This is a genomic window from Ferrimonas gelatinilytica, from assembly GCF_039544205.1.
Classification (GTDB): Bacteria; Pseudomonadota; Gammaproteobacteria; order Enterobacterales; family Shewanellaceae; genus Ferrimonas; species Ferrimonas gelatinilytica.
Window position 1 is genome coordinate 1 of sequence record NZ_BAABLF010000027.1, and the last position, 22,147, is coordinate 22,147.

Genomic DNA, 22,147 nt, shown 5'->3' on the forward strand with positions numbered 1-22,147 from the left:
TTGCGAGCTTTGCCAAGCGCCTGGGCCGAAGCCGCTTTGCTCAAGGCAGGTGGCGTATTCTAGTGAATCCACCGTGGTCGTCAAGGCCGTTTTTCAACTTTCTTTCCAACCGTCTAGGTTTTAACCAGCCGGGCCTGAAGCCCTTTGGTGACGCCGCTTGCTCCTCACTGAGTAGCTCGCTGTGCCCCGTCGACAGGGAGCGCATTATAGGGAGGGAATTCGTTTCCGCAAGAGGTTATTTGATAAAAAGAGGCGTTCGGACAACTTTTTTGCCGAACGCCTCTTTTTTCCTCTTCTTACACTTCAGGAGTCACAGTGAGGAGATAAACCTGGACTTGCTGCGAGAAGTTAACTGGCCATCTTCGGAGGCAAGAATAAATTCGATTTCAGTCATCGGGCTTTCAATATCATAGGGATCGACTGCCACGCTAACAGGCAGGGTATAAACCTCACCTGCCAGCACCCTGACCGTTTCTGGCCCCTGCCACTCGTAGTTAGGCAGCCCCTCTATTTCGATATGAAATAGCTGTTGCTCGTCTGTTTTGTTTAGAATTTTAAGAGTGTAAACATTCTCGATTAGCCCGTCGCGGTTTTGACGGAACAGCTCGTTACGGTCGCGCAAGATATCCAGTTGCACCGGTGCCAGGGTCATGAGCATGTAGATGAAGGCCATCAGGATACAGCCCAGTGCCAAGCCGTAGCCCACCAGTTTTGGCCGCCCCATTCTCGATTCGCCCCCTTGCAGCTGACGCTCGGTGGTATAGCTGATCAATCCCTTGGGATATCCCATCTTAGCCATCACGTCATCACAGGCATCCACACAGGCGCCACAGTTGATGCACTCATATTGCAGACCATTACGGATATCGATCCCGGTCGGACAAACCTGAACACAAAGGCTACAGTCGATACAGTCACCCAGCCCCATCGCCTTGGGGTCCTGCTTCCGTCCCCGTGGGCCTCGCGTCTCTCCGCGGCTGGCGTTGTAGCCCACCAGGTAGGTATCCGGATCGAACATCACTGACTGGAAACGGGCGTAGGGGCACATATGCAGACACATGGTCTCCCGCATCCAGCCCGCATTACCGTAAGTCGCCAGGGTAAAGAAGCTGCCCCAGAAGTAGGCCATCGCCGGCGCCTGGCCGCTGAAGAAGTCGAGGTAGAGTTCTCGAGAGGGGTAGAAGAAGGAGATAAAAGTCAGTGCTGTCAGCAGGGATACCAACAGCCAGGCACCATGCTTGGCGCTCTTTCGCCACAGCTTATTCCAGCTCCAGGGCGCCTGGTCCAGCTTTATCCGTTTATTGCGGGGCCCCTCCAGTTTCTCCTCAAACCAGATGAAGATGAAGGTCCAGACTGACTGCGGGCACATATAGCCACACCAGACGCGGCCAAGGAAGGTCGTAAAGAAGAAGAGGGCAAAGGCCGCCATCATGAACAGGAAGGCCAACAGGATGAGGTCTTGTGGCCAGATGGTGAGGGCAAACACATGGAACTTACGTTCGCCAAGATCGAAGAGTACCGCCTGACGGTCACCCCAGGGAAGCCACGGCAGAATGAGGAACAGGGAGATCATCACCCAACCCATGCGACGGCGCAGCTGGCTCCAGATCCCATCGGTTTTGCGCACATAGATACGGCTTCTCGGGTTCGCCGATTGAGCCCTGCTGATCCTGGCCGGCTGCACCTTAATAGGCTGCGCTTCAGCACGGCTTGACGTGACGCTGTTGTCTGGCTGCTCCATCGACTTACCTGCTCGTGAGTAAAGTTCACGCCACTCAAAATCCCAGCTCTGGGACTCTGAAGTGACTCAGATCACCGATGATACTAAAAAGCCGGCTTGGACGAGAACAGAAAGCGCGCCGTCAACGGCAGCTGTCATTGCCACATAGATGGCTGTTCTTTTGCACAATTCACTGAACAATAGAGACAAAATTAAGTTCTCGAGGCTGCTATGAGTGTCAATGCCATCAATATCCATGATCTAAAAAAACTGGCGAAACGCCGCCTTCCCCGTCCGGCTTTTGATTATCTCGATGGAGGAGCCGATGACGAGCAGGCGATGGCAAATAACCAAAGCGCCTTTGCTCGATATCGAATGGTTCCACGGGTACTGGAAGACGTTTCCCATATCGACATGTCCACCAAGCTGCTGGGACAAACCCTGTCGATGCCGTTGATCGTCTCCCCCCTGGGACAGCAACGGATGTTCCACCACGAGGCGGATCGTGCCGGTGCCCGGGCGGCCTCCAGGGCCGAAACACTGTTTACCCTCTCCAGCTTCTCCTCTTTCAACATCGAACAGGTTGCCGAGGCCAGCAATGGGCCCAAAATGTTCCAGATATACGTGATGGCAGACGACGCGCTGAACCAGGCCAACCTCCGGCGCGCAAAGGCTGCGGGCTACCAATCGGTCTGTCTGACGGTCGACTCTGTCATTGGTGGCAACCGGGAGCGGGATCTACGCAATGGCCTCACCATGCCGGTCAAGCTTACCCTAAGCAGCATGATTGAGTTTGCCAAACACCCCGTCTGGGTATGGCGTTACCTCTACGGAGAGGGGCGGGATCTGGCCAACATGGATGGCGCCCCACAAGCTTCCGATGGACAGGCCTTTATGACCTACCTGCAATCGTTGGCAGAGCGTCGTCTTACCTGGGAGCATGCCGAACGGATGATCCAGGCCTGGGACGGACCCTTTGCCATCAAGGGGATCAGCGCCGTTGCCGATGCCGTCAAAGCGGCTAAAATTGGCGCGTCCGCCATCTTCATCTCCAATCATGGGGGACGGCAGATGGACAGTGCGCCAGCCCCCATTGACCTGGTTGCCGAGATCCGTGCCGCCGTAGGCGACAAGGTGGAGTTGATCGTCGATGGTGGGATCACCCGTGGCAGCGATATTATCAAAGCGCTGGCACTCGGTGCCGATGCCTGCGCCATCGGAAAGGCATACGGTTACGGCCTGGCTGCCGCCGGTGAAGAGGGCGCGCTTCGCGCCCTGGAGATCCTTCGCGCAGAGCTGCAGCGGGAGATGATCCTACTGGGCGCCGCCAATGTGGAAGCGGTAAAGTCACTTGAAGTGAAGCGCCTCTGAGCGACGCACTCGTTACCCCTGGCCACTTTCCCAACCCCTGACCGGCTGGTCGGGGGTTTTCTATTGCCTTGCTAACCCGGACTTCACAGCGGGTACGCAGGAAACAGGAATAAAAAAAGGCGGCCCTAAGGCCGCCAACTAGGCGAAACAGGGAGTCATTAATTCATCATCACCAAGGCGATGGTCGACAGAGTCGCCATCACCGGAAAGAGCACCGTCACCACACCAATATCCTTGTACCCCTCTTTGTGGGTCAGGCCGGTGACCGCCAACACGGTGACGATAGCGCCGCAGTGAGGCAGGCTGTCGAAGCCGCCACTGGCCATGGCCGCAACCCGGTGCAGCACTTCAGGTTCCACCCCCTTGGCCAAGTAGTCCGGCGCCATGGTGGCCAGGAAGATCTGTAGCCCACCGGTAGAGGAACCGACCACCGCAGAAACCGCACTGGCGGCGATAAAGACCGAGAGCAGTACCGGCATATCCACCTCCGTCATCGACTTGGTGAACCACTGGAACGCTTCCGTCTGGCTTACCACACCACCAAACCCGATCACCACGGAGGTGGCGATCAACGGCAGTATGGCATCCTCGGCGCCGGCTCCCAGGTTATCCAGGGCGTTACGACGCAGGCGGGGGCTGAGCAGCAGAGTGATCGCCACACCACCGAGTAACGCCAGGGAGGGCCAGATGATGGGCTGGGCTTGTGAGTAAGCTACCAGGCCGGCGATCTCAATATCCATGGAAGCCAGGATCTTGGTGCCGACAATCAACACCAGCACCGAGGCCAGGGGCAGAATAGAGGTCCACAGCGGCGGCAAGACCTGAGACTCGTCGCTGGCCAAGATCAGCTTATCTTTCTCGGTGGGGACAAAGCCTTCCCCGTTCGCCAACGCCTTCTTGCGCTGCCACTCCAGGTACACCATGCCGGAGGCGATCATCAGCGCGCTGCCAAAGAGGCCATAGCCCGGTGCCGCGAAGAGATCCGTATCCAGCGCCACAGAGGAGATCACGTTGTGGATGGAGGGGGAGCCCGGCAGGGCGGTCATGGTATAGGTACCGACGCCCAGCGCCATCGCCCCGGTAAACAAGCGCTTGGGCATGTTGGCCTTTGCCAGAAGCTGTACGCCGATGGGGTACATGGCAAAGATCACCACAAACACCACCACGCCGCCGTAGGTCAGCACGGAGGTGAAGATCACCGTGATCCAGATGGCCCGCTCCGTGCCCAACCAGTCCACCAGGGCATTGGCGATACGGCTGGCCGAACCGCTGACCCCCATCGCCTTACCGAACATCGCCCCGGCGATAAACAGCAGGAAGAACTTGCCGGCAAAGGTAAAGGCGCCCAAGGCTCCGGCGGGGAAATACTCCAGCATCGCCTTATCAAACGGGATCCCGGTCGTCAGGACCACGGTTGTGGAGCAGATCAGCGACGCCAGTACAATATTGGTACCGCGCATCGCCAGGTAGATAAAGAGGCAAAGTGCCACCAAAATTCCGATAGCCATGGAAACTCCTACTACTTCACTTCTCTGAAGCCACCGCGATCCGCGCTGGTAGCAAATGCGGCATACGCCTTGAGGGCCCGGGTAACCACGCGATCACGCTCCTCTCGGGGTTGCCAGGCCAGGCCATGGGGCAGAGCATCCATCGCCGCGCGGCGCTGCTCCAGAGCCTGTTCCTCAATCACCAGTTCGATACGACGGTTCGGGATATCAATCTCTATCCAGTCGCCGTTTTCCACCAGGGCGATGGCCCCGCCGTTGGCCGCTTCGGGTGAAACATGACCAATGGAGAGTCCCGCTGAAGCACCGGAGTAGCGACCATCGGTGATCAGGGCACAACTGCTGTCCAGCTTCTGTGCCTTCAGGGTGATGGTGGGTTTCAGCATCTCCTGCATCCCCGGCCCCCCTTTGGGGCCTTCGTAGCGGATGATCACCACGGTGTTGGGCTGGATCTCTCCGCGCTCCATCGCCCGCAGGGCACTCTCCTGCTGGTCAAATACCCGCGCCTGGCCACGAAACTGCAGCATATGGGGATAAACGGCGGCGGTCTTGACGATGCAGCCTTTGGGCGCCAGGTTGCCGAAGAGGACCGCCAGGCCCCCCTCCTGGCTGTAGGGGTGGTCGATATCACGGATACAGCCATTGGCACTGTCGGTGTCGAGATCATTCCAGCGTTGACCCTGGCTGAACCCTTTAATGGTGCGCTTGCCCCCGGGTGCAGCTTTGAAGAAGTGGGCCACCTCGGGATCGTCACTGCGCCCGATATCCCACTTGGCCAGCTGGGCTTCCAGTACCTCACCGGAGACAGTGCGGGTCTGGGTATCGATCAACCCGGCGCGATCCAGTTCTCCCATGATCCGCATGATGCCCCCAGCACGATGCACATCTTCCATGTAGTAGTCCCTTGATGCCGGGGCCACCTTGCAGAGGTGAGGGATGGAGCGGGAGATCTGATCGATGTCTCCCTGGGTGAAGTCCACCTCCGCTTCCTGAGCCATGGCCAACAGGTGCAGGATAGTGTTGGTAGAACCGCCCATGGCGATATCCACCTTCATCGCATTCTCAAACGCGCTGCGGGTCGCGATATTGCGGGGCAGGACGCCCTCATCGCCTTCGAAGTAGTAGCGCTTAGCGAGTTCGACAATCTGCTTACCCGCACGCTCGAACAGGCCACGGCGATCTTCGTGGGTGGCCAGCATGGTGCCGTTGCCGGGCAGGGCCAGGCCAAGCGCTTCCGCCAGGCAGTTCATGGAGTTTGCGGTAAACATACCGGAGCAGGAACCGCAGGTGGGACAGGCGTTGTCCTCCACCTGTTTGGGGTTGCCATTGAGATGCTGACTGTCAAATGCCGCGATGTAGGTGTCCACCGGGTCAAATCGCTGGATCTTGTCGTTCTCCACCACGCGTCCTGCTTCCATCGGGCCGCCGGAGATATAGATCACCGGGATATTCAGGCGCAGGCCTGCCATCAGCATCCCGGGGGTGATCTTGTCACAGTTGGAGAGGCAGACGATGGCATCGACACAGTGGGCATTGGCCATGTACTCGATGCTATCGGCGATAAGCTCGCGGCTGGGCAAGCTGTAGAGCATGCCGTTGTGGCCCATGGCGATGCCATCATCGATGGCGATAGTGTTGAACTCCCGAGCAATGCCACCGGCTTCCCAGACGGCCTCGCTGATCACCCGCCCCACCTCCTGAAGGTGGATATGACCTGGCACAAACTCGGTAAAGGAGTTGGCAATGGCGATTACCGGTTTACCGAAATCGCTGTCTTTTACGCCGCCCGCTTTCCATAGCGAGCGAGCCGCCGAGGCGGTCTTTCCTTGTGTGACCGCGCTAGAGCGTAGTGGCCTCATGAGGGTTCTCCGATAACTCCATCATAGTTATCGGGCTACCCTGACACAGTGTTACCATCGCATCTGCCACATAGGGGACAATCTTTCACAAAGGATTAACCAACGCCGATGGTCAGGCCACCTCACCCTGATTGCTTTTATAGGTCGCAAAGGTCGGCGTGTGGCTGATCAGGTGTACGAAACGGGCCTTCATCGCCTCCAGATCCCGAACCAGCAAGCGGCCGTAGCGGATCTCGATATAGCCTTCAGACTCAAGCTTCTTCAGTTCTCGGCCGACACTCTGGCGGGTGGCGCCCACCATCTGCCCCAGCATCTCCTGGGAAAGATCACCCAGGCTGTAGCAGGGCTTATCTCCTTCCGTCTTCAGTTCACCCAGGCTCAGGGTGAGGCGGATGATGGTGTTGGCCAGGCGCTCGTAAAGAGAGAGCAGCTGCATCCCCTCCAGAATGGTGAACATGTGTTGGGCGCGGTGACAGAAGAAGACATTGAGTTGACGTGAGACCTCTGGATGCAGATCCATAATGCGCATGAAGTCGTCCCGTCGGATCGCATTCAGGGTCACTGGGGTTGCGGCAATGGCGTAATTGAACCTTGGATAGCCGGTAATCAAGCCGATGTCACCAAAACAGTCACCCTCCATCAGGGTGGCATGGATCACCTCACGGCCATCCTGATTACGGTTGCCTATCTTGACCTTACCGGAGAGGACCCGGTAGCCCAGGTTGGCAGCATCACCGTAGCTATAGATATTCTCGCCCTGACGGTAGCTGCAGGTGAACGATTTATCGTCCACGGCCGCTTTGGCCACCTCGGAGAGGCCTTGATACCAGTTATGCATATGGGGGATCGCCAGCATAGTCTCATCCTTTTGAAAAGCTCTAGTTATCGTTATTGCAGGCTTATTGTTTTTATTTGTCGGAAATGTTCCTTTTCCGCTGATCAGAATCTAATCGACCGAGCCCCCGCGATCAATCGACACCGCATCCGCATGGCTGTTAATCCCTGTCACTTTGTGTGCACAGAGGTTGTGCACAATGTCAGATATGTGGCAGATATTGCCAAATGGACGTAGCACCCTAGCCAAAACTCTACCCAAATAAACAATCAGGACGTTGATATCATGACCAAGAAGGCCCTTAGACAGGTAAGCCTGGACGATAAGTACGAGGTGCAGCAGGGGCGCATCTTCATCAGCGGAACCCAAGCCCTCACTCGCATCGCCTTTATCCAGCGCCAGTTGGACAAGCAACAGGGGCTCAACACCCGCGGTTACATCAGTGGTTACCGTGGCTCTCCCCTTGGCGGCCTGGACATGGCGCTTTGGCAGCAGCGTGAACGACTGAAAGAGAACGACGTCATCTTCCAGCCCGGGGTCAACGAAGATCTGGCGGCAACCGCCGTCTGGGGCACTCAGCAACTGGACCAGTTCCCGGATCCCCAGGTCGATGGCGTCTACGCCATGTGGTACGGCAAGGGCCCCGGGGTGGACCGCAGTGCCGACGTGCTCCGCCATGGCAACACGGCGGGAACCCATAAAAACGGGGGGGTACTGGTGGTGGCCGGTGACGACCATCCGGGCAAGTCCTCCACGGTCGTCAACCAGAGCGAACCCCTGCTGGCCTCTTTGAATATGCCGGTCCTCTATCCCAGCAATGTCCAGGAGATACTGGAGTTTGGTCTGCTGGGGTGGCAGCTTTCCCGTTACAGCGGCCTCTGGGTGGGCGTAAAAACGGTCAATGAGACGGTGGAGCAGACCGAAACCATCGACATCGACCTAAACAGATTCAAGGCGGTGCTGCCGGCCCACGAGCATGGCGACAGCGTTCATATCAGCAGGGGCAACTTCATTCCCCAGAACAGCGAAGTGGTGGTTAAGCGGGTTCGCTTGCCCCTGGTGCACCAGTTTGTCCGGGCCAATGGCCTGGACAAGACACCGTGGCAGGGGCAGGGCGGCCTGGGCATCGTCACCGCAGGCAAAAGCTATGAAGATGTGCTGCAGGCGTTCAACCTCCTGGGTCTGAGCCGGCAGCAAGCCGAACAGATGGGGATCGGGATCTACAAGCCTGGCTGTATCTGGCCCCTGGAGCCTCAGGGACTGACCGAATTTGCCAATGGGCGCCCCGAACTGCTGGTGCTGGAAGAGAAGAGCGCGGTGATGGAACCGCAGATCAGTACCCTGCTGTTCAACCTGGAGAGGCGTCCAAAACTGAGCGGCAAAACCAGTGCGGAAGGCAACCCGATCCTGCCCTCGGACATCCAGTACACACCGATGATGCTGATCGACGCCATCGTCGACCGTCTCAAGCGCCTGGGGCCCTTGCCCGAAGATCTCGCCAAGCGCTACCAGGCACTGGTCGAAGAGTTTTCTCTGGTGACGGCCAACAGCAAGGTCCAGCCGGCCGCCTTGCGCATGCCCTATTTCTGCTCAGGCTGCCCCCACAACCGTTCCACCAAGCTGCCCGAGGGCAGCCAGGCGATGGCCGGGATCGGCTGTCACGCCATGGCCTCCTTCAAGCGCGCTGACACACACCTGCCTGTCCACATGGGCGGCGAAGGCCTCAACTGGACTGGCGCCGCGCCCTTTAGCGGCACCAAACACATGTTCCAGAACATGGGTGACGGCACCTACTATCACTCCGGCCTGATGGCGATACGGGGTGCGGTGGCTTCCAAGGCCAACATCACCTACAAGATCCTGTTCAACGACGCCGTCGCCATGACCGGTGGCCAGCCCGTAGACGGTCCGCTCTCCGTGGGCGACATCATCCGCCAGGTCCAGGCGGAAGGGGTCAACAAGATCGCCGTTGTCAGCGATCAACCGGACCTGCATCGTAAGAGCGGGGACATCCCCACCGGCATCGAGATCCACCACCGGGATGAACTGATGACGGTGCAGGAGGAGTTCCGTACTCTCGAAGGCACAACCATCATCCTGTATGAACAGACCTGTGCCGCCGAGAAACGACGCCGCCGCAAGAAGGGGCTGTTTCCCAACCCAGCCAAACGCGCCGTCATCAACCCCGATGTGTGCGAAAACTGCGGCGATTGCTCGGTACAATCCACCTGTGTGTCCATTCAACCCACCGCCACCGCGCTGGGTGTGAAGCGCACCATCGACCAGTCCAGCTGCAACAAAGACTTCAGCTGCATCAACGGCTTCTGCCCCTCTTTCGTTACCGTTCATGGCGCCGAGCCCAAACGTCCGGATGGCAAGAGTTTCGATGCTCAGCTGCTGGCCGCCATTCCCACGCCCGCCATCGCCTCGGTGAAGGAGGGCAACCATGCCATCATGATCGCCGGCATCGGCGGCACCGGGGTGATCACCGTTGGTGCAGTAATCGGTATGGCCGCGCACCTCGAAGGTCGTCACTGCTCCATCTACGACATGACCGGTCTCAGCCAGAAGAACGGTGCCGTGTACTCGCACCTGCGCATCGCCGATAACGCCGATGCCGTCAGCGCCCAGCGCATCGGTACCGGCGAAGCAGATCTGGTGCTCGGCTTTGACCTTGTGGCGGCCCTGACCGGCGATGCGGGGATCACCTTCAACCCTCATAAGACCGAACTGCTGGGCAACACGGACATCACCACCACCTCCGACTTCCAGTTCAACCGCAACTTCAAGATCGAAGACAGCGTGGTTCGCACCCAGCTCAAGCAACGGACCCAGCCTGACCGGGTGCACTTTATCGACGCCTCCAGCCTTGCCCGTGAGCTCTGTGGGGACACCATCGCCGCCAACATGTTCATGGTGGGCTTCGCCGCCCAGAAAGGGTTGCTGCCCGTCAGTCTCGATGCCCTGCTGCGTGCCATCGAACTCAACGGCGTAGCCGTGGCCTTCAACAAGCAGGCCTTCGCGCTGGGCCGCCTCTATGCCCATCAACCGGAGGTGATCCAGGCCCGTCGTGACAGCGGAAGCGTCGCGACCGAGCCGTCGCTGGATGAAACCATCGAGCATCGTATCGGGCTGCTCACCGACTACCAGAACGCCGACTACGCCAAGCGCTACAGCGACACCATCGCCCGCCTGCGCCAAGCGGAAGCGGACAACGGCAGCGTCGCGCTGACGGTAGCGGCCGCCCACAACCTGGCCAAGCTGATGGCATACAAAGATGAGTATGAGGTGGCACGTCTGCACAGCAGTGCCAAGTTCAAGGCCCAGCTGGAGCAGCAGTTCGAGCCCGGTTTCCAGCTCAAGTTCCATATGGCGCCGCCCCTGATCAGCCGCATCGACAAACACAGCGGTCGTCCCAAGAAGATGGAGTTTGGCGGCTGGATGATGGGTGCCTTTAAAGGCCTCGCCTCACTGAAAGGGCTGCGTGGCACGGCGCTGGACCCCTTCGGCTATACCACCGAGCGTCGTCATGAGCGCAACCTGATCAAGACCTACCTGGCGGATGTGGAGCAAGCGATCCAGTGGCTCAATGCGCATCCGGGTCAGCAGCCGCCCCAAGCCCTGGTGGCCCTGCTTAACCTGCCGGATGGCATTCGCGGCTACGGTCCGGTCAAAGCCGATGCCATGGCCGAGGCGGACAAGCAGCGCCAGTCTCTGCTGGCCCAACTGCATTAAGGAGCGGATCGTGAAGCCAAGCATCGCCGTTTTGACCCGTCCACTGCCTCTGCCCACCGTTCCGGTGGGGCAGGGGGAGCTGCAATACCGCACCTACGAGGGGGACCCCTCGGTCTTCGAGGGGGCTCAGGTGTTGATCGCCACCGCGGTTGACCCGGTCAGGGCCGAGTTGATCGCCCAGATGCCGGACAGCGTCCGCCTGATCGCCAACATCGGCGTTGGCTACGACAATATTGACCTGGAGGCTGCCAAGGCCCGGGGCATTGCCGTGACCAACACCCCTGTGGTGACCGAAGACACCGCCGATCTCACCTTCGCCCTGCTGCTGGCGGCTTGCCGCCAGCTGAGCGTCAATGAGCGTTTCCTGCGCGCAGGTCAGTGGTCTACCCGTCAGCCGATGGCGGCCATGGGCACCCGTGTCCATGGCCAGACCCTGGGGATCATCGGTTTCGGTGAGATCGGGCAGGCGGTAGCTCGCCGGGCCCGGGGCTTTAACATGACCGTGCTCTATCATGGGCCCCGTGCCAAACCCGAGGCCGCCGAGGCGCTGGGTGCCGAATTCTGCGCCGACCTGGATCAGCTGCTGGCCCGATCCGACGTGGTGACACTGCACTGTCCGCTCACCGAACAGACCTGCGGCCTGTTGGGGCGGGAAGCCCTGGCCAAGATGAAAGCCGGTGCCGTACTGGTCAACACGGGGCGCGGCGATCTAGTGGACGACGGGGCGCTGATCGAGGCGCTGCGCTCTGGCCACCTGGCGGCGGCGGGGCTGGATGTGTTCCAAGGGGAACCGGATTTCAACGCCGATTACCTGAGCCTGGATAACGTCACCCTGACCCCCCATATCGGCAGTGCCACCGCCGCCTGTCGCCAACACATGGGGGCCACCGCACTGGCCAACGTCATCGCCTTCTTTCAGGGCCAACCGCTGCCAAGCCGGGTTGCCTAAGTCGCGGTCAACCCACTACTGATTGCCACGGGCCCCGCAAGCGGGGCCCGTTTGTTTACCAGCGGCATCGAACGACGCACCTCGCTAAACTCGAAGAGGGCAAACCAGCGGGGCAGGGCGATGAGCGAAACACGGGCACAGATAGGGATAGTGGATTGCGACCGGATCGACCCGGCGCTGGCGGCGCTGCATGGCCAGTACAGTGACATGTTTATCCGCGCCCTGGGCGCTCAGCAGGCGGGGCTTCGCTTCGCCGTCTACCAGGGGATGAGTGAGCCGCTACCCGAACCGACACAACATCGTGCCTGGCTTATCACCGGCAGCCGCCACAGTGCCTTTGATCCCCTTCCTTGGATAGATAACCTCAAAGCCTGGATCCGGCAAGCCAGCCGCCAGCCGGTTCAGCTGGCGGGGATCTGTTTCGGCCATCAGGTGATCGCGGAGGCGCTCGGTGGCCGGGTGACCCGCAGTCCCGCAGGATGGGGGATGGGGCTCTACCGCACCCAACGGATCGGAGACGCCCCCTGGCTCGATCGGTCGCCAACGCTGGCACTGTTGGCGTCCCACCAGGACCAGGTTCAGCAACTGCCATCCGGTGCCCGCCTGCTGTACCGCTGCGACTTCTGCCCTTATTACAGCTTTGCCCTGGAAAACCGGATCTTCACCGTGCAGGGCCATCCGGAGTTTACCATCGACTACAACCTCGCCCTGGCACAGAAGCGACGCCAACGCCTCGGTGAGGACGTCTACCAGCGCGCACTGCGCTCATTCGAGCAGCAGCCGGACTCGGAGCGGTTCCTGGCGGGACTGTTGCGCTTTCTCCTTAGAGAGCCCCACTAAAGCTCACCCCACCGACTTAGGGTCACCTTGTGGGTCCGGGCTCGTTCAGGATACGCACCTCCCGCTGCGGGAAGGGGATCTCGAAACCGTGCTCCTGCATCGCTTCCAGAATCATCAGCATGAGGTCGCCGCCGACGCGGTTCTTGCCGTCATCGATCCCCTCCATCCAGAACTCCACAAACATGTTGATGCCGGAGTCACCGAAGCTGTCGATCTCACAATCCGGCCGCTCCTCGAGGGGCACCGCATCGCCGCTGAACACCTGCGGATGGGTCGACACCACGGCCTTGATGATCTCAACCAGTTTGCGGACATCGGTATGGTAGGCAACGGAAAAATCAACGCGGTAACGCTGCCGTTTGTCCTTGTGGGTCCAGTTGATGAAGGTTTCGGTGATGAATTTGTCGTTGGGCACCACGATGTCTCTGCCATCGTAGGTTTCCAAGGTGGTTGCCCGCATGCTGAGCTCGCGCACCACCCCGGTGGAGCCATCGCCGAGCTCAACGTAGTCGCCGATGGAGACGGAGCGGTCAACCAGGATGATGATTCCGGAGATAAAGTTGGAGGCAATAGCCTGCAACCCAAGGCCGATACCCACCCCCAATGCACCGCCAAATACCGCCAGGGCGGTCAGGTTGATCCCCAGAATTTTCAGCAGTAGCAGCGAGACGATGAAGAAAACAACGATCTCGAACAGCTTGGCCGCCACCTCCCGGGTTCGCACATCCAGATCTTGCTGGTGGGAGATGAACTCCCGGCCCGTTTTACTGCTGACACGCCCCAGCCAGAACAGCAGGGAGCCGAAAATCACCAGGCGGGCAACACTGTAGGCGGAGATCTCGATATTACCGAGATTGATGGAGATCGATTCGAGTATCCTAATCAGGCCATCAAGCAACCCCAACAGGTGCAGGAACAGGATGGGCAGGCCAACCCAGCGAAACACCCGGGCGGCGACCCGGTTGCGGACAAAGTTATGAATCACCGAGTTAAACAGGATCAGGATGGCGATGGTCAGCGCCGTCTGTACCAGCCAGCCCTGGGTCAGCGTGGTCTCGGTGACCTCAAGAGAGAAGCGCAGCAGGAATATGGCGAGCATCGGGAACACCAACCCCGCCAGCTTGGCCAGGAACTGTCGCCAGCGCTGCTCGGCGCCATCCCGGGCACGGCTCTCGCGAGAGGGCGAAAATGCACCGAGGCGTCTGGCCACCAGGTAAGAGAGGGTGTATATCACCAGGATAATCAGGAGCTGGATATAGGTATCCGCCTGAACCAGCACGTCATTGATCCTATCAAGCTGCTGCTCGAGAAATTGCAGAACGGAGGCCAAAGACATCACTCATCCCCCCCGTTTCTGAACGGCTTCACACTCCTGATGAGCCTGTCATGCTCGAACACGATACACTCCTTCATCTTTGGCTCGGCTTCACGACAATAAAAAGAACCGTCACCGATTCCCGCTGCCATCCCCGAATCTGACTTAACCCACTGTAACGCAACGTGATAACCTTTTCTCAACAATAGTATCATCGGGCCGTGGCCACGATGACCTACCACGCTATTGCAAAGAGTTTCTCGATGATCGGATTACCTGCCGATCTCTACCGGCGTCAACAACCTGTTTGGTAAAGAAACACCTTTCCCAACCTCTGGGAGGGACACCATAGATGTTGAGACACTGAGTCTAATAAGAAGACGTTGAGTAATTTGCTAAGTAAGGGTCCCTTTTTGGTAAATTGGGTGTCAGTGACCTGGGACTCACCGTGCCCTCGAATATCGAATGGTAGGGCGTTTGTTGACTTGCCGCAAAACGACAAAGAATGAGAAATAAAGAACCCATAATAGGCATGGCAATGACGGTAAGGAAAGTGAGTAAGGCTCGAGCTTGGCATAAGTGGCTCATGTTGATCGTGGGCGCGCAGCTGGCCTTGTGGGCCATAAGCGGTGCCTACTTTGCCTTCATGGACATCGATTTTATCCATGGTGACAGCTTGATTAAGAGGGAGGAGTCCTACCTCAAAGGGGACAAGTCCCGCTTCCCCATCGGCTCACTCTACAGCCGTTACCCAGGCACAGAGTCCGTGCGACTTCAGCTGGTGGCCGGCCAGGAGGTGTACCGCATCATTCAACATGGTGAAACTCGCTTAATTCACCCCGTCAGTGGTCAGCCCCTGCCTCCCATTGAGCGTGAACAGGCCATTGCCATCGCACAGTACCATTACGCAGGGGCCGGTCCCGTCAGCCATGCGAGCTTACTGACTGACGTGGCACCAAGCGAGCTCAGTCCCCGGCACCTGCCATCCTGGCGGGTGGACTTCGATGACTTCGGCAATACCAGCCTCTACCTATCCGCAGACGAAGGGGCACTGGTGGCCAAGCGGCACGACTTTTGGCGCTGGTTCGATATCTTCTGGTACATCCACATCATGGATTACGACGATGGCGCCAACATCAACAACTGGCTGCTGCGGATTGCGGCTCTGCTGGCCATGTTGGGGGCAAGCACCGGTCTTATCCTCACTTGGCGCCGCTTCGTGCCAGGTAAGGAAACCAGCCAATGAAGAGGGTGCAAAAAATTCATAAGTGGGCAGCCTTACTGGCCGGGACCCAGTTCCTGATCTGGATTGCCACCGGACTCTATTTCAATTTGGTCGACCATGAGCGCATCGCTGGCCACCAGTACCTGAGTCACAACGCCATGGGCCATGGCGAATCGCCCCGCATCGAGCCTGGCCGCCTGGCCGAGATTGGCCCCTTGCTGGCACAGCTGGAGCCGGCCCAACGCATCACCCTGACGGAAGTGGCCGGTCGGCCCACATACAAGGTGGAGCACGAGCGACGGCTGTACGCCCATTTTGCCCAGAGCATTACCCTGATCGATGCCTATACGGGAGAGCCTTTCACTATCGACGCCCCCCTGGCCCGTACCCTGGCCAAAGAAAGCTATACCGGTCCGGGGCAGATCATCGATGTGACTTTCTTCCAACACCCTCCCCGGGAGATGGCCAGGGAGCAAAACCCCGTATGGCGGGTCCAGTTAGCGGATGATCTCAATACCCGGGTTTACGTTGAGGCCCTCAGCGGACGCATTGCTGGACATAAAAACAAACACACTTATGAAGCCCAATGGATGTTCATGCTGCATTTCATGGACTATCTGGGGCAAGGCAGCTTCAACAATCCCTTCATGTGGCTCTTTGGATTTATCGTGCTGTGGCTATCCGGCTCCGGCCTGTACTGGACCCTGGTCAAAGTGCATGAAGGCGACTATCGCCTGTCGTTGGCCAAGCGCAGCCACGCTTTAACTCTGGTACAGGGTGACACTGAGCAGCGACTCGATGCACCGGCCAATGCAAGCTTACTGAGCGTGCTGCAGAGCCAATCGATCCCAGTTCAGTCCGGTTGTGGTGGTGGAGGGAGTTGCGGGCTCTGTAAGGTTCGCCTCAGTAACGACGTGAGAATCAAATCGGCCGAGCGGGCCCACCTTTCCGAGCAGGAGCAGGCCCAAGGGTATCGTCTAGCCTGCCAACATCGTTCCAATGAGACGGACCGGCTCGAATTGTCAGGTGACAATCTACTGAAAACCCAGACTCTGACTCTGGTGGCAAGTCGTTTTCTGACTCCAGAGATCAAGGAACTGAGATTCAAAGCCGAGTCTGCCCTGGCATACCGAGCTGGTGCTCATGTTCAATTCCTAATTCCCGCGGGCCGTGTGGCTTCCCACCCGGTTCCTGTACCGGAGGCCTTTGCCTGCCGATGGAAAAGCCAGTGCAAAGGCTTCTTCCCCCATGGGCCGATACAGCGCAGCTATTCCATCGCCAACACGGCGGATGAGTCAAAGGAATTGGTGTTTACGGTCAAGTTCCACAGAGCCCCCGGCGACCCATTCCCCCCTGGGATAGGTTCGGCTTACCTGTGTAACCTTCCTGTTGGAGCTAAGGTGCAAGCAAGCCTGCCCGTGGAGGAGTTTGGAGCCGCATTGGGTCAGCACGAGATGATCCTTATCGGTGCCGGCTCAGGGATTGCCCCCCTGCGCAGCCTGCTGATGGAACGTATTGGGCAGAGAGACTGCACAAAGAGAATCAGCCTGTACTACGGCGCCCGGGAAGCCTGTGACCTGGTTTACGTTGATGAACTGCACCAGTTGGCGGAGCAACATAACCACTTCCGTTTCTATCCCTCCCTGTCACAACCCAATGATCAGTGGCAGGGCCACCGTGGCTATGCCCAGCACCACGCCTTCGACAACCTGGACGAACACCAGATCAGGGAGGGGCAGTTCTATCTCTGTGGGCCAGCGGCAATGATGGCGCAGACCACCGAACGCTTGCGTGCATTGGGGGTGGCAGAGAGGCGTATTCACTCCACCCAATTTGGCCCCACAGTCGTCCGCGAGCAACCACTGTCCGCTGACAGTAGAGTTTGATAAAAACGAGTCAGTCCTGCACTTAAGACCGCCTGAGCAATGGACTTACGTGCTTTGGTCAAGGACCAAAATCTGCCCTTTGTACATCTGCATCTGGCAGTGAAAGTCGTACTCACCCGGCGGCATGGCCGGTAACGGGATCGCTTTAGGGCGGTTCAGCGGTAGTGTTTCACTGATCTCCAACTGCGGAAACAGCACCGTTTCACTGCAGGGAGCCGGATCCTTTCTCATAAAGAGGAGGGTGGCCGGTGCGCCGGCGGGCAGTTGGATCCGGGCAGGGTGATAAACCCCATTTTCTACCGTTATCGTCAACGCGTCCCCGCCGGTTTCCGCTTTCGGTTTGTAGAGCCAGAACCACCATAGGATCCCGGCGATCAAGGCCAGACCGGCGAGATTAATAAAGAGCATCTTCCTCTCCTGTAGCCGTCGAAAACGTTCAGTGCTCTTGAGCCTTGAACAGACGCAAACGGTTGGCATTGGTGACCACAGTCACCGATGAGAAGGCCATGGCCGCCCCGGCAATCACCGGGCTGAGCAGCAGCCCCAAGAAGGGATACAAGATCCCTGCCGCGATAGGTATGCCGGCCACGTTGTAGATAAAGGCCCCAAACAGGTTCTGCTTAATATTGCGCAGGGTTGCACGACTAACCGCAATGGCATCGGCCAGGCCATGCAGGGAGCCTCGCATCAGTGTCACATCCGAACTTTCAATGGCGACATCGGTGCCGGTACCTATGGCAAAACCGACATTGGCCATCGCCAGCGCAGGAGCATCATTAATGCCATCGCCGGTCATGCCGACGATCTCTCCCTGTCCCTGCAGCTCCTGCACCTTGGCAGACTTGTCCTCCGGCATCACCTCGGCAAAATACTCCGTGATCCCCGCCTGCCGGGCCACCGCTTGCGCGGTGGCCCGATTGTCTCCGGTGAGCATGACAACGCGGATACCGCTTTGCTGCAAGCGTCGGATCGCCGCAACGGAATCGGCTTTGATGGGATCCGCCACGGCGATGATCGCCGCCAGTTTCTGATCGACAGCAAAGTAGATCGGCGTTTTTGCTTCGGCGGCGAGCCCCTGCCCCCGTTCAACGGCCCCCTCCAGGGCAATACCGCGATCTCGCATCAGCCTTTCGTTGCCCAACAGCAGGGTCTTCCCCTCAACCTCGGCCTGCACCCCCTGTCCGGTGATGGCATCAAAGTGGGATACCTTGCCGGGCTCCAGGCCACTTTCCCGGGCGGAATCAAGGATAGCCAGGGCAAGAGGGTGTTCCGAGCCGCTTTCCAGGGTTGCCGCCAGCCGCAGCACCTGATCCTGCTCAAAGCCTTCGCTGGCCAGAATATCCGTGACTCTGGGCGCCCCCTGGGTGATGGTGCCGGTTTTATCCAGGATCATGGCAGTGATCTTGGCGGCGGTTTGCAGTGCGGCACCATTGCGGATCAGCACACCGGCTTCTGCTGCCTTGCCCACCCCCACCATAACCGACATCGGTGTGGCCAACCCCAGGGCACAGGGGCAGGCAATGATCAGTACGGTGGTGGCGGAGACCATGGCGTAGGCAACGATGGGACTGGGGCCGAAGTTGAGCCAGAACAGGGCGCTGACAACGGCAATGATCATCACGGTCGGGACAAAGTAGGCGGCGATCCGATCCGCCAGACGACCGATGGGCGGTTTAGAGTTTTGCGCCCGCTTAACCATCTGGATGATCTGCGCCAAGGCGGTATCTTTGCCAACCCGGGTAGCCCGAAACAGGACGGAACCGGTTTTGTTGATGCTCCCCGCCACCACATCATCACCGATCCCCTTTTCGACGGGCATCGGCTCACCGGTGAGCATGGATTCATCGATCGACGTGCCACCCTCCAGAATCTCGCCATCGACCGGTACTTTTTCTCCCGGTCGTACCCGCAGGATATCCCCCTGAAGCACCTGCTCTATGGGTATATCCCGCTCCTGGTGATCCCGGATCACCCGCGCCGTTTTCGGCGCAAGCCCGACCAGACGTTTGATCGCCGCGGAGGTTTTACCCCGCGCCTTCAGCTCCAGCGCCAGACCCAGGTTAATCAAACCAATGATCATGGCAGTGGCTTCGAAATAGACGTGGCGGGCCATCTCGGGTACCGATTGAGGCACCAAAACGACCACCATGGAATAGAGCCACGCTGTCCCGGTGCCCAACGCGATCAGGGTATCCATATTGGCTGTGTGGTTGCGAAACGATTGCCAGGCTCCCAGGTAGAAATGGCGTCCTGAGGTTGCCATAACCCCCAAGGTCAGAATGCCGACCAGCAACCAGGCAAGCTGAGCGCGGGGGGTGTTGACCATCATATCGCCGCCGAACAGGCCATAGATCATCAAGGGCACACCCAGTGCCAGCGCAACAACCATCTCTCGCACCAGCTTTCGGTAGTAGGCCCGCTCAGTGACCTCCTTTTCGGTCAAAATGGCATCATCACCGTCCGCTTCGCTCACTCTGCCAGTGTAACCGGCCTGCTCGATGGCGCGGAGCAGCGCCTTCGGGGCCGCATAACCGGTCACGGTGACGGTGCGCTGGGCAAAGTTCATCTGTGCCGTCGCCACGCCAGGTACCGCCTGCAGTGCGGCTTCTATCTTGCCGACACAGCTGGCGCAGCCCGCACCATCAATGAGCAGCTCAATGGACTCTTTGGGATGGGCGTCACCCTGAGCGCTCGCTTTCGGTTTTGTCATTATGATCCCCGTGTGAGGGTTGCACGCTACAGCGACCGGACCGGCCTTGATGCATGACCATCGGGACAATGGATGAGCCAGAAGCGACTACTTTAACGTGGCTTCGCTTACGGCTACCTTAACGCGGCTTCGCTTGTTGGCTTCGCTCGACTCACGATCGTCCCCTTACAGTAAGGTCTAGCAGAAAGCGAAGGGCATCCCATTACATCGCCCGCCCAGTGAAACGCCAGAGCACACCAATCCTCATATAGGCTCGGTTTAACGGTATCAAAAAACAAAAACCTCCTGCTGGCGTGACACCAGCAGGAGGTTATAGGACGACGACGCGATAGAGTCCGTACTGCCCTGGCCTCAGGGCACTTTTACTCCACGGTAACGGACTTGGCCAGGTTACGCGGCTGGTCCACATCGGTGCCCTTGATCAGCGCCACGTAGTAGGAGAGCAGCTGCAGTGGCAGGGTGTAGATGATGGGAGCGATAAACTCATCGCAGTGGGGAACGTTGATCACCTTCATGGTGTCGTCGCTTTCGAACTTGGCATCCACGTCGGCGAACACGTACATCAACCCGCCCCGGGCCCGCACCTCCTCCACGTTGGAGTGCAGCTTCTCCAGCAGCTCGTTGTTCGGCGCCACCACGATCACCGGCATATCCGCGTCGATCAGCGCCAGCGGGCCATGCTTGAGCTCCCCGGAGGCGTAGGCTTCGGCATGGATGTAGGAGATCTCCTTGAGCTTCAGCGCCCCCTCCATGGCAATGGGGTACTGGTCCCCACGTCCCAGGAACAGAGCGTGGTGCTTGTCGGCAAAATCCTCTGCCAACGCTTCGATGGCATCGTTCAGACCCAGGGCCTGCTCCACCTTGCTCGGCAACTGCTGCAGACTGGAAACCAGGGCCATCACAGTCTCATCACTCATGCCATTGTGGATGCCGATGGCGCCAGTCAACATCGCCAGGGCCGCCAGCTGAACGGTAAAGGCCTTGGTGGAGGCCACGCCGATCTCCGCGCCGGCTTTCATCATGTAAGCCATGTCCGACTCGCGCACCAGGGAGGAGCCGGGCACGTTACAGATGGTCAGGCTGGCCATGTAGCCCATATCCTTGGCTAGGCGCAGGGCCGCCAGGGTATCGGCGGTCTCACCTGACTGGGAGATAGTGACAATCAGGCTGTCCGGGAACACATGGGACTTGCGGTAACGGAACTCGGAGGCGATCTCCACGTTACAGGAGACGCCGGCATGCTGCTCCAGCCAGTAACGGGCCACCATACCCGCGTGGTAACTGGTGCCACAGGCGATGATCTGCACATGCTTGACCTTGGACAGCAGTTCGGCGGCGTTGTCACCGAAGGCTTCCGGCACCACTTTCCCGCCCGCGAGACGCCCATCCAGGGTGCGCTGAAGGGCCAGCGGCTGCTCGTAGATCTCCTTCATCATGTAGTGGCGGAATTCGCCCTTGTCACCAACATCGTGGCTCACCTCGGACTCCTTCACTTCCCGCTCGACCGGGTTACCATCGATGTCGAAGATGTTCACCTCGCGGCGGGTGATCTCCGCCACGTCGCCCTCTTCAAGGAAGGCAAAACGGCGGGTTACCGGGAGCAGGGCCAGCTGGTCGGAGGCAACGAAATGCTCCCCGACGCCGTAGCCCACCACCAGCGGGCTGCCGGAGCGGGCGACGATCATCCGTTCCGGCTGGGTACGATCCACCACCACGGTGCCGTAGGCGCCTTCCAGCTGTTTCACGGTGGCCTGAACCGCCGCCAGCAGGCTTTTCGCCGATTGCAGTTCGTGATGAACTAAGTGAGCAATCACTTCCGTGTCGGTATCTGACGTGAATACATATCCCATTCCCTTGAGGCGCTGACGCAGCTCACCGTGGTTCTCGATGATGCCGTTGTGCACCACGGCAATCTGATCCCGGGACTGATGGGGGTGGGCATTACGCTCGGAGGGCTCACCATGGGTCGCCCAGCGGGTGTGGGCGATGCCGGTGCCACCGGCTAGGGGACTCTGCACCAGCGCATCGTCCAGGGCCTGAACCTTGCCCACCCGGCGCAGGCGGCCCAGCTCACCCGCTTGGTTGAGGATCGCCACCCCGGCCGAGTCATAGCCCCGGTACTCCAGGCGTTTCAGCCCCTCGACCAGGATCTCCGCCACGTCACGCTGCGCTACCGCGCCCACAATGCCACACATAG

14 protein-coding genes are annotated in these 22,147 nt (G+C 59.1%); 6 read left to right on the top strand and 8 right to left on the bottom strand.

Annotated elements, in window-relative coordinates; translation table 11 throughout:
- Positions 1 to 310 precede the first annotated feature (310 nt).
- Positions 311 to 1,741, bottom strand: coding sequence for a cytochrome c oxidase accessory protein CcoG (gene ccoG / locus ABD997_RS12950; RefSeq protein WP_345317510.1), 1,431 nt, complete (start codon positions 1,739 to 1,741; stop codon positions 311 to 313).
- Positions 1,742 to 1,951: 210 nt separating this feature from the next.
- Between ccoG and ABD997_RS12955 the strand changes: the two genes are divergently transcribed.
- Positions 1,952 to 3,091 (top strand): alpha-hydroxy acid oxidase, encoded by a 1,140-nt coding sequence (locus ABD997_RS12955; RefSeq protein ID WP_345317512.1) that lies wholly within the window; start codon positions 1,952 to 1,954, stop codon positions 3,089 to 3,091.
- Positions 3,092 to 3,249: 158 nt separating this feature from the next.
- On the opposite strand, the gene ABD997_RS12960 is transcribed toward ABD997_RS12955, so the two are convergent.
- The 3 genes from ABD997_RS12960 to ABD997_RS12970 all read right to left on the bottom strand — a co-directional run bounded on the left by ABD997_RS12960 (position 3,250) and on the right by ABD997_RS12970 (position 7,311).
- Entirely contained in the window at positions 3,250 to 4,599 is a 1,350-nt protein-coding gene (locus ABD997_RS12960) for a GntP family permease (protein ID WP_345317514.1), read from the bottom strand.
- Positions 4,600 to 4,610: 11 nt separating this feature from the next.
- On the bottom strand, positions 4,611 to 6,455 hold the full coding sequence (gene ilvD / locus ABD997_RS12965) for a dihydroxy-acid dehydratase (RefSeq protein ID WP_345317515.1): 1,845 nt from the start codon (positions 6,453 to 6,455) through the stop codon (positions 4,611 to 4,613).
- Positions 6,456 to 6,567: 112 nt separating this feature from the next.
- Entirely contained in the window at positions 6,568 to 7,311 is a 744-nt protein-coding gene (locus ABD997_RS12970; protein ID WP_345317517.1) for a Crp/Fnr family transcriptional regulator, read from the bottom strand.
- 264 nt (positions 7,312 to 7,575) lie between these two features.
- Here ABD997_RS12970 and ABD997_RS12975 point away from each other — a divergent pair, with 264 nt between their 5' ends.
- From ABD997_RS12975 to ABD997_RS12985, 3 genes are all read left to right on the top strand, one after another.
- Complete coding sequence (locus tag ABD997_RS12975) at positions 7,576 to 11,025, top strand: indolepyruvate ferredoxin oxidoreductase family protein (protein ID WP_345317518.1); 3,450 nt, start codon at positions 7,576 to 7,578, stop codon at positions 11,023 to 11,025.
- A gap of 10 nt (positions 11,026 to 11,035) precedes the next feature.
- A complete protein-coding gene (locus tag ABD997_RS12980; protein ID WP_345317519.1) occupies positions 11,036 to 11,974 on the top strand; it encodes a 2-hydroxyacid dehydrogenase in 939 nt (312 codons plus the stop codon).
- A 120-nt stretch (positions 11,975 to 12,094) separates the two neighbouring features.
- A complete protein-coding gene (locus tag ABD997_RS12985) occupies positions 12,095 to 12,814 on the top strand; it encodes a glutamine amidotransferase-related protein (RefSeq protein WP_345317521.1) in 720 nt (239 codons plus the stop codon).
- A gap of 22 nt (positions 12,815 to 12,836) precedes the next feature.
- Here the strand turns inward: ABD997_RS12985 and ABD997_RS12990 are convergent, their stop codons facing one another.
- Complete coding sequence (locus tag ABD997_RS12990; protein WP_345317522.1) at positions 12,837 to 14,150, bottom strand: mechanosensitive ion channel family protein; 1,314 nt, start codon at positions 14,148 to 14,150, stop codon at positions 12,837 to 12,839.
- Positions 14,151 to 14,715: 565 nt separating this feature from the next.
- On the opposite strand from ABD997_RS12990, the gene ABD997_RS12995 reads away from it, so the two are divergent.
- Both ABD997_RS12995 and ABD997_RS13000 read left to right on the top strand, forming a co-directional pair.
- Positions 14,716 to 15,375, top strand: a complete 660-nt coding sequence (locus ABD997_RS12995) for a hypothetical protein (protein ID WP_486322303.1) — start codon at positions 14,716 to 14,718, stop codon at positions 15,373 to 15,375.
- Positions 15,372 to 17,240 (top strand): 2Fe-2S iron-sulfur cluster-binding protein, encoded by a 1,869-nt coding sequence (locus ABD997_RS13000; RefSeq protein ID WP_345317524.1) that lies wholly within the window; start codon positions 15,372 to 15,374, stop codon positions 17,238 to 17,240. The genes ABD997_RS12995 and ABD997_RS13000 overlap by 4 nt, the downstream gene beginning before the upstream one ends.
- Positions 17,241 to 17,285: 45 nt before the next feature.
- Here the strand turns inward: ABD997_RS13000 and ABD997_RS13005 are convergent, their stop codons facing one another.
- From ABD997_RS13005 to glmS, 3 genes are all read right to left on the bottom strand, one after another.
- Positions 17,286 to 17,648, bottom strand: a complete 363-nt coding sequence (locus ABD997_RS13005; RefSeq protein WP_345317525.1) for a cupredoxin domain-containing protein — start codon at positions 17,646 to 17,648, stop codon at positions 17,286 to 17,288.
- Positions 17,649 to 17,676: 28 nt separating this feature from the next.
- A complete protein-coding gene (locus ABD997_RS13010) occupies positions 17,677 to 19,950 on the bottom strand; it encodes a heavy metal translocating P-type ATPase (RefSeq protein ID WP_345317526.1) in 2,274 nt (757 codons plus the stop codon).
- A 362-nt stretch (positions 19,951 to 20,312) separates the two neighbouring features.
- Positions 20,313 to 22,145 carry a glutamine--fructose-6-phosphate transaminase (isomerizing) gene (glmS, locus tag ABD997_RS13015; RefSeq protein WP_345317527.1) on the bottom strand — a complete coding sequence of 611 codons (1,833 nt, stop codon included), beginning with the start codon at positions 22,143 to 22,145 and terminating at the stop codon, positions 20,313 to 20,315.
- Positions 22,146 to 22,147 lie beyond the last annotated feature (2 nt).

Excerpts from the sequence above, each read along its gene's own strand:
- ccoG (WP_345317510.1), bottom strand. The coding sequence starts at position 1,741 with ATGGAGCAGCCAGACAACAGCGTCACGTCAAGCCGTGCTGAAGCGCAG.
- ABD997_RS12955 (WP_345317512.1), top strand. The coding sequence starts at position 1,952 with ATGAGTGTCAATGCCATCAATATCCATGATCTAAAAAAACTGGCGAAA.
- ABD997_RS12960 (WP_345317514.1), bottom strand. The coding sequence starts at position 4,599 with ATGGCTATCGGAATTTTGGTGGCACTTTGCCTCTTTATCTACCTGGCG.
- ilvD (WP_345317515.1), bottom strand. The coding sequence starts at position 6,455 with ATGAGGCCACTACGCTCTAGCGCGGTCACACAAGGAAAGACCGCCTCG.
- ABD997_RS12970 (WP_345317517.1), bottom strand. The coding sequence starts at position 7,311 with ATGCTGGCGATCCCCCATATGCATAACTGGTATCAAGGCCTCTCCGAG.
- ABD997_RS12975 (WP_345317518.1), top strand. The coding sequence starts at position 7,576 with ATGACCAAGAAGGCCCTTAGACAGGTAAGCCTGGACGATAAGTACGAG.
- ABD997_RS12985 (WP_345317521.1), top strand. The coding sequence starts at position 12,095 with ATGAGCGAAACACGGGCACAGATAGGGATAGTGGATTGCGACCGGATC.
- ABD997_RS12990 (WP_345317522.1), bottom strand. The coding sequence starts at position 14,150 with ATGTCTTTGGCCTCCGTTCTGCAATTTCTCGAGCAGCAGCTTGATAGG.
- ABD997_RS12995 (WP_486322303.1), top strand. The coding sequence starts at position 14,716 with ATGTTGATCGTGGGCGCGCAGCTGGCCTTGTGGGCCATAAGCGGTGCC.
- ABD997_RS13000 (WP_345317524.1), top strand. The coding sequence starts at position 15,372 with ATGAAGAGGGTGCAAAAAATTCATAAGTGGGCAGCCTTACTGGCCGGG.
- ABD997_RS13005 (WP_345317525.1), bottom strand. The coding sequence starts at position 17,648 with ATGCTCTTTATTAATCTCGCCGGTCTGGCCTTGATCGCCGGGATCCTA.
- ABD997_RS13010 (WP_345317526.1), bottom strand. The coding sequence starts at position 19,950 with ATGACAAAACCGAAAGCGAGCGCTCAGGGTGACGCCCATCCCAAAGAG.
- glmS (WP_345317527.1), bottom strand. The coding sequence starts at position 22,145 with ATGTGTGGCATTGTGGGCGCGGTAGCGCAGCGTGACGTGGCGGAGATC.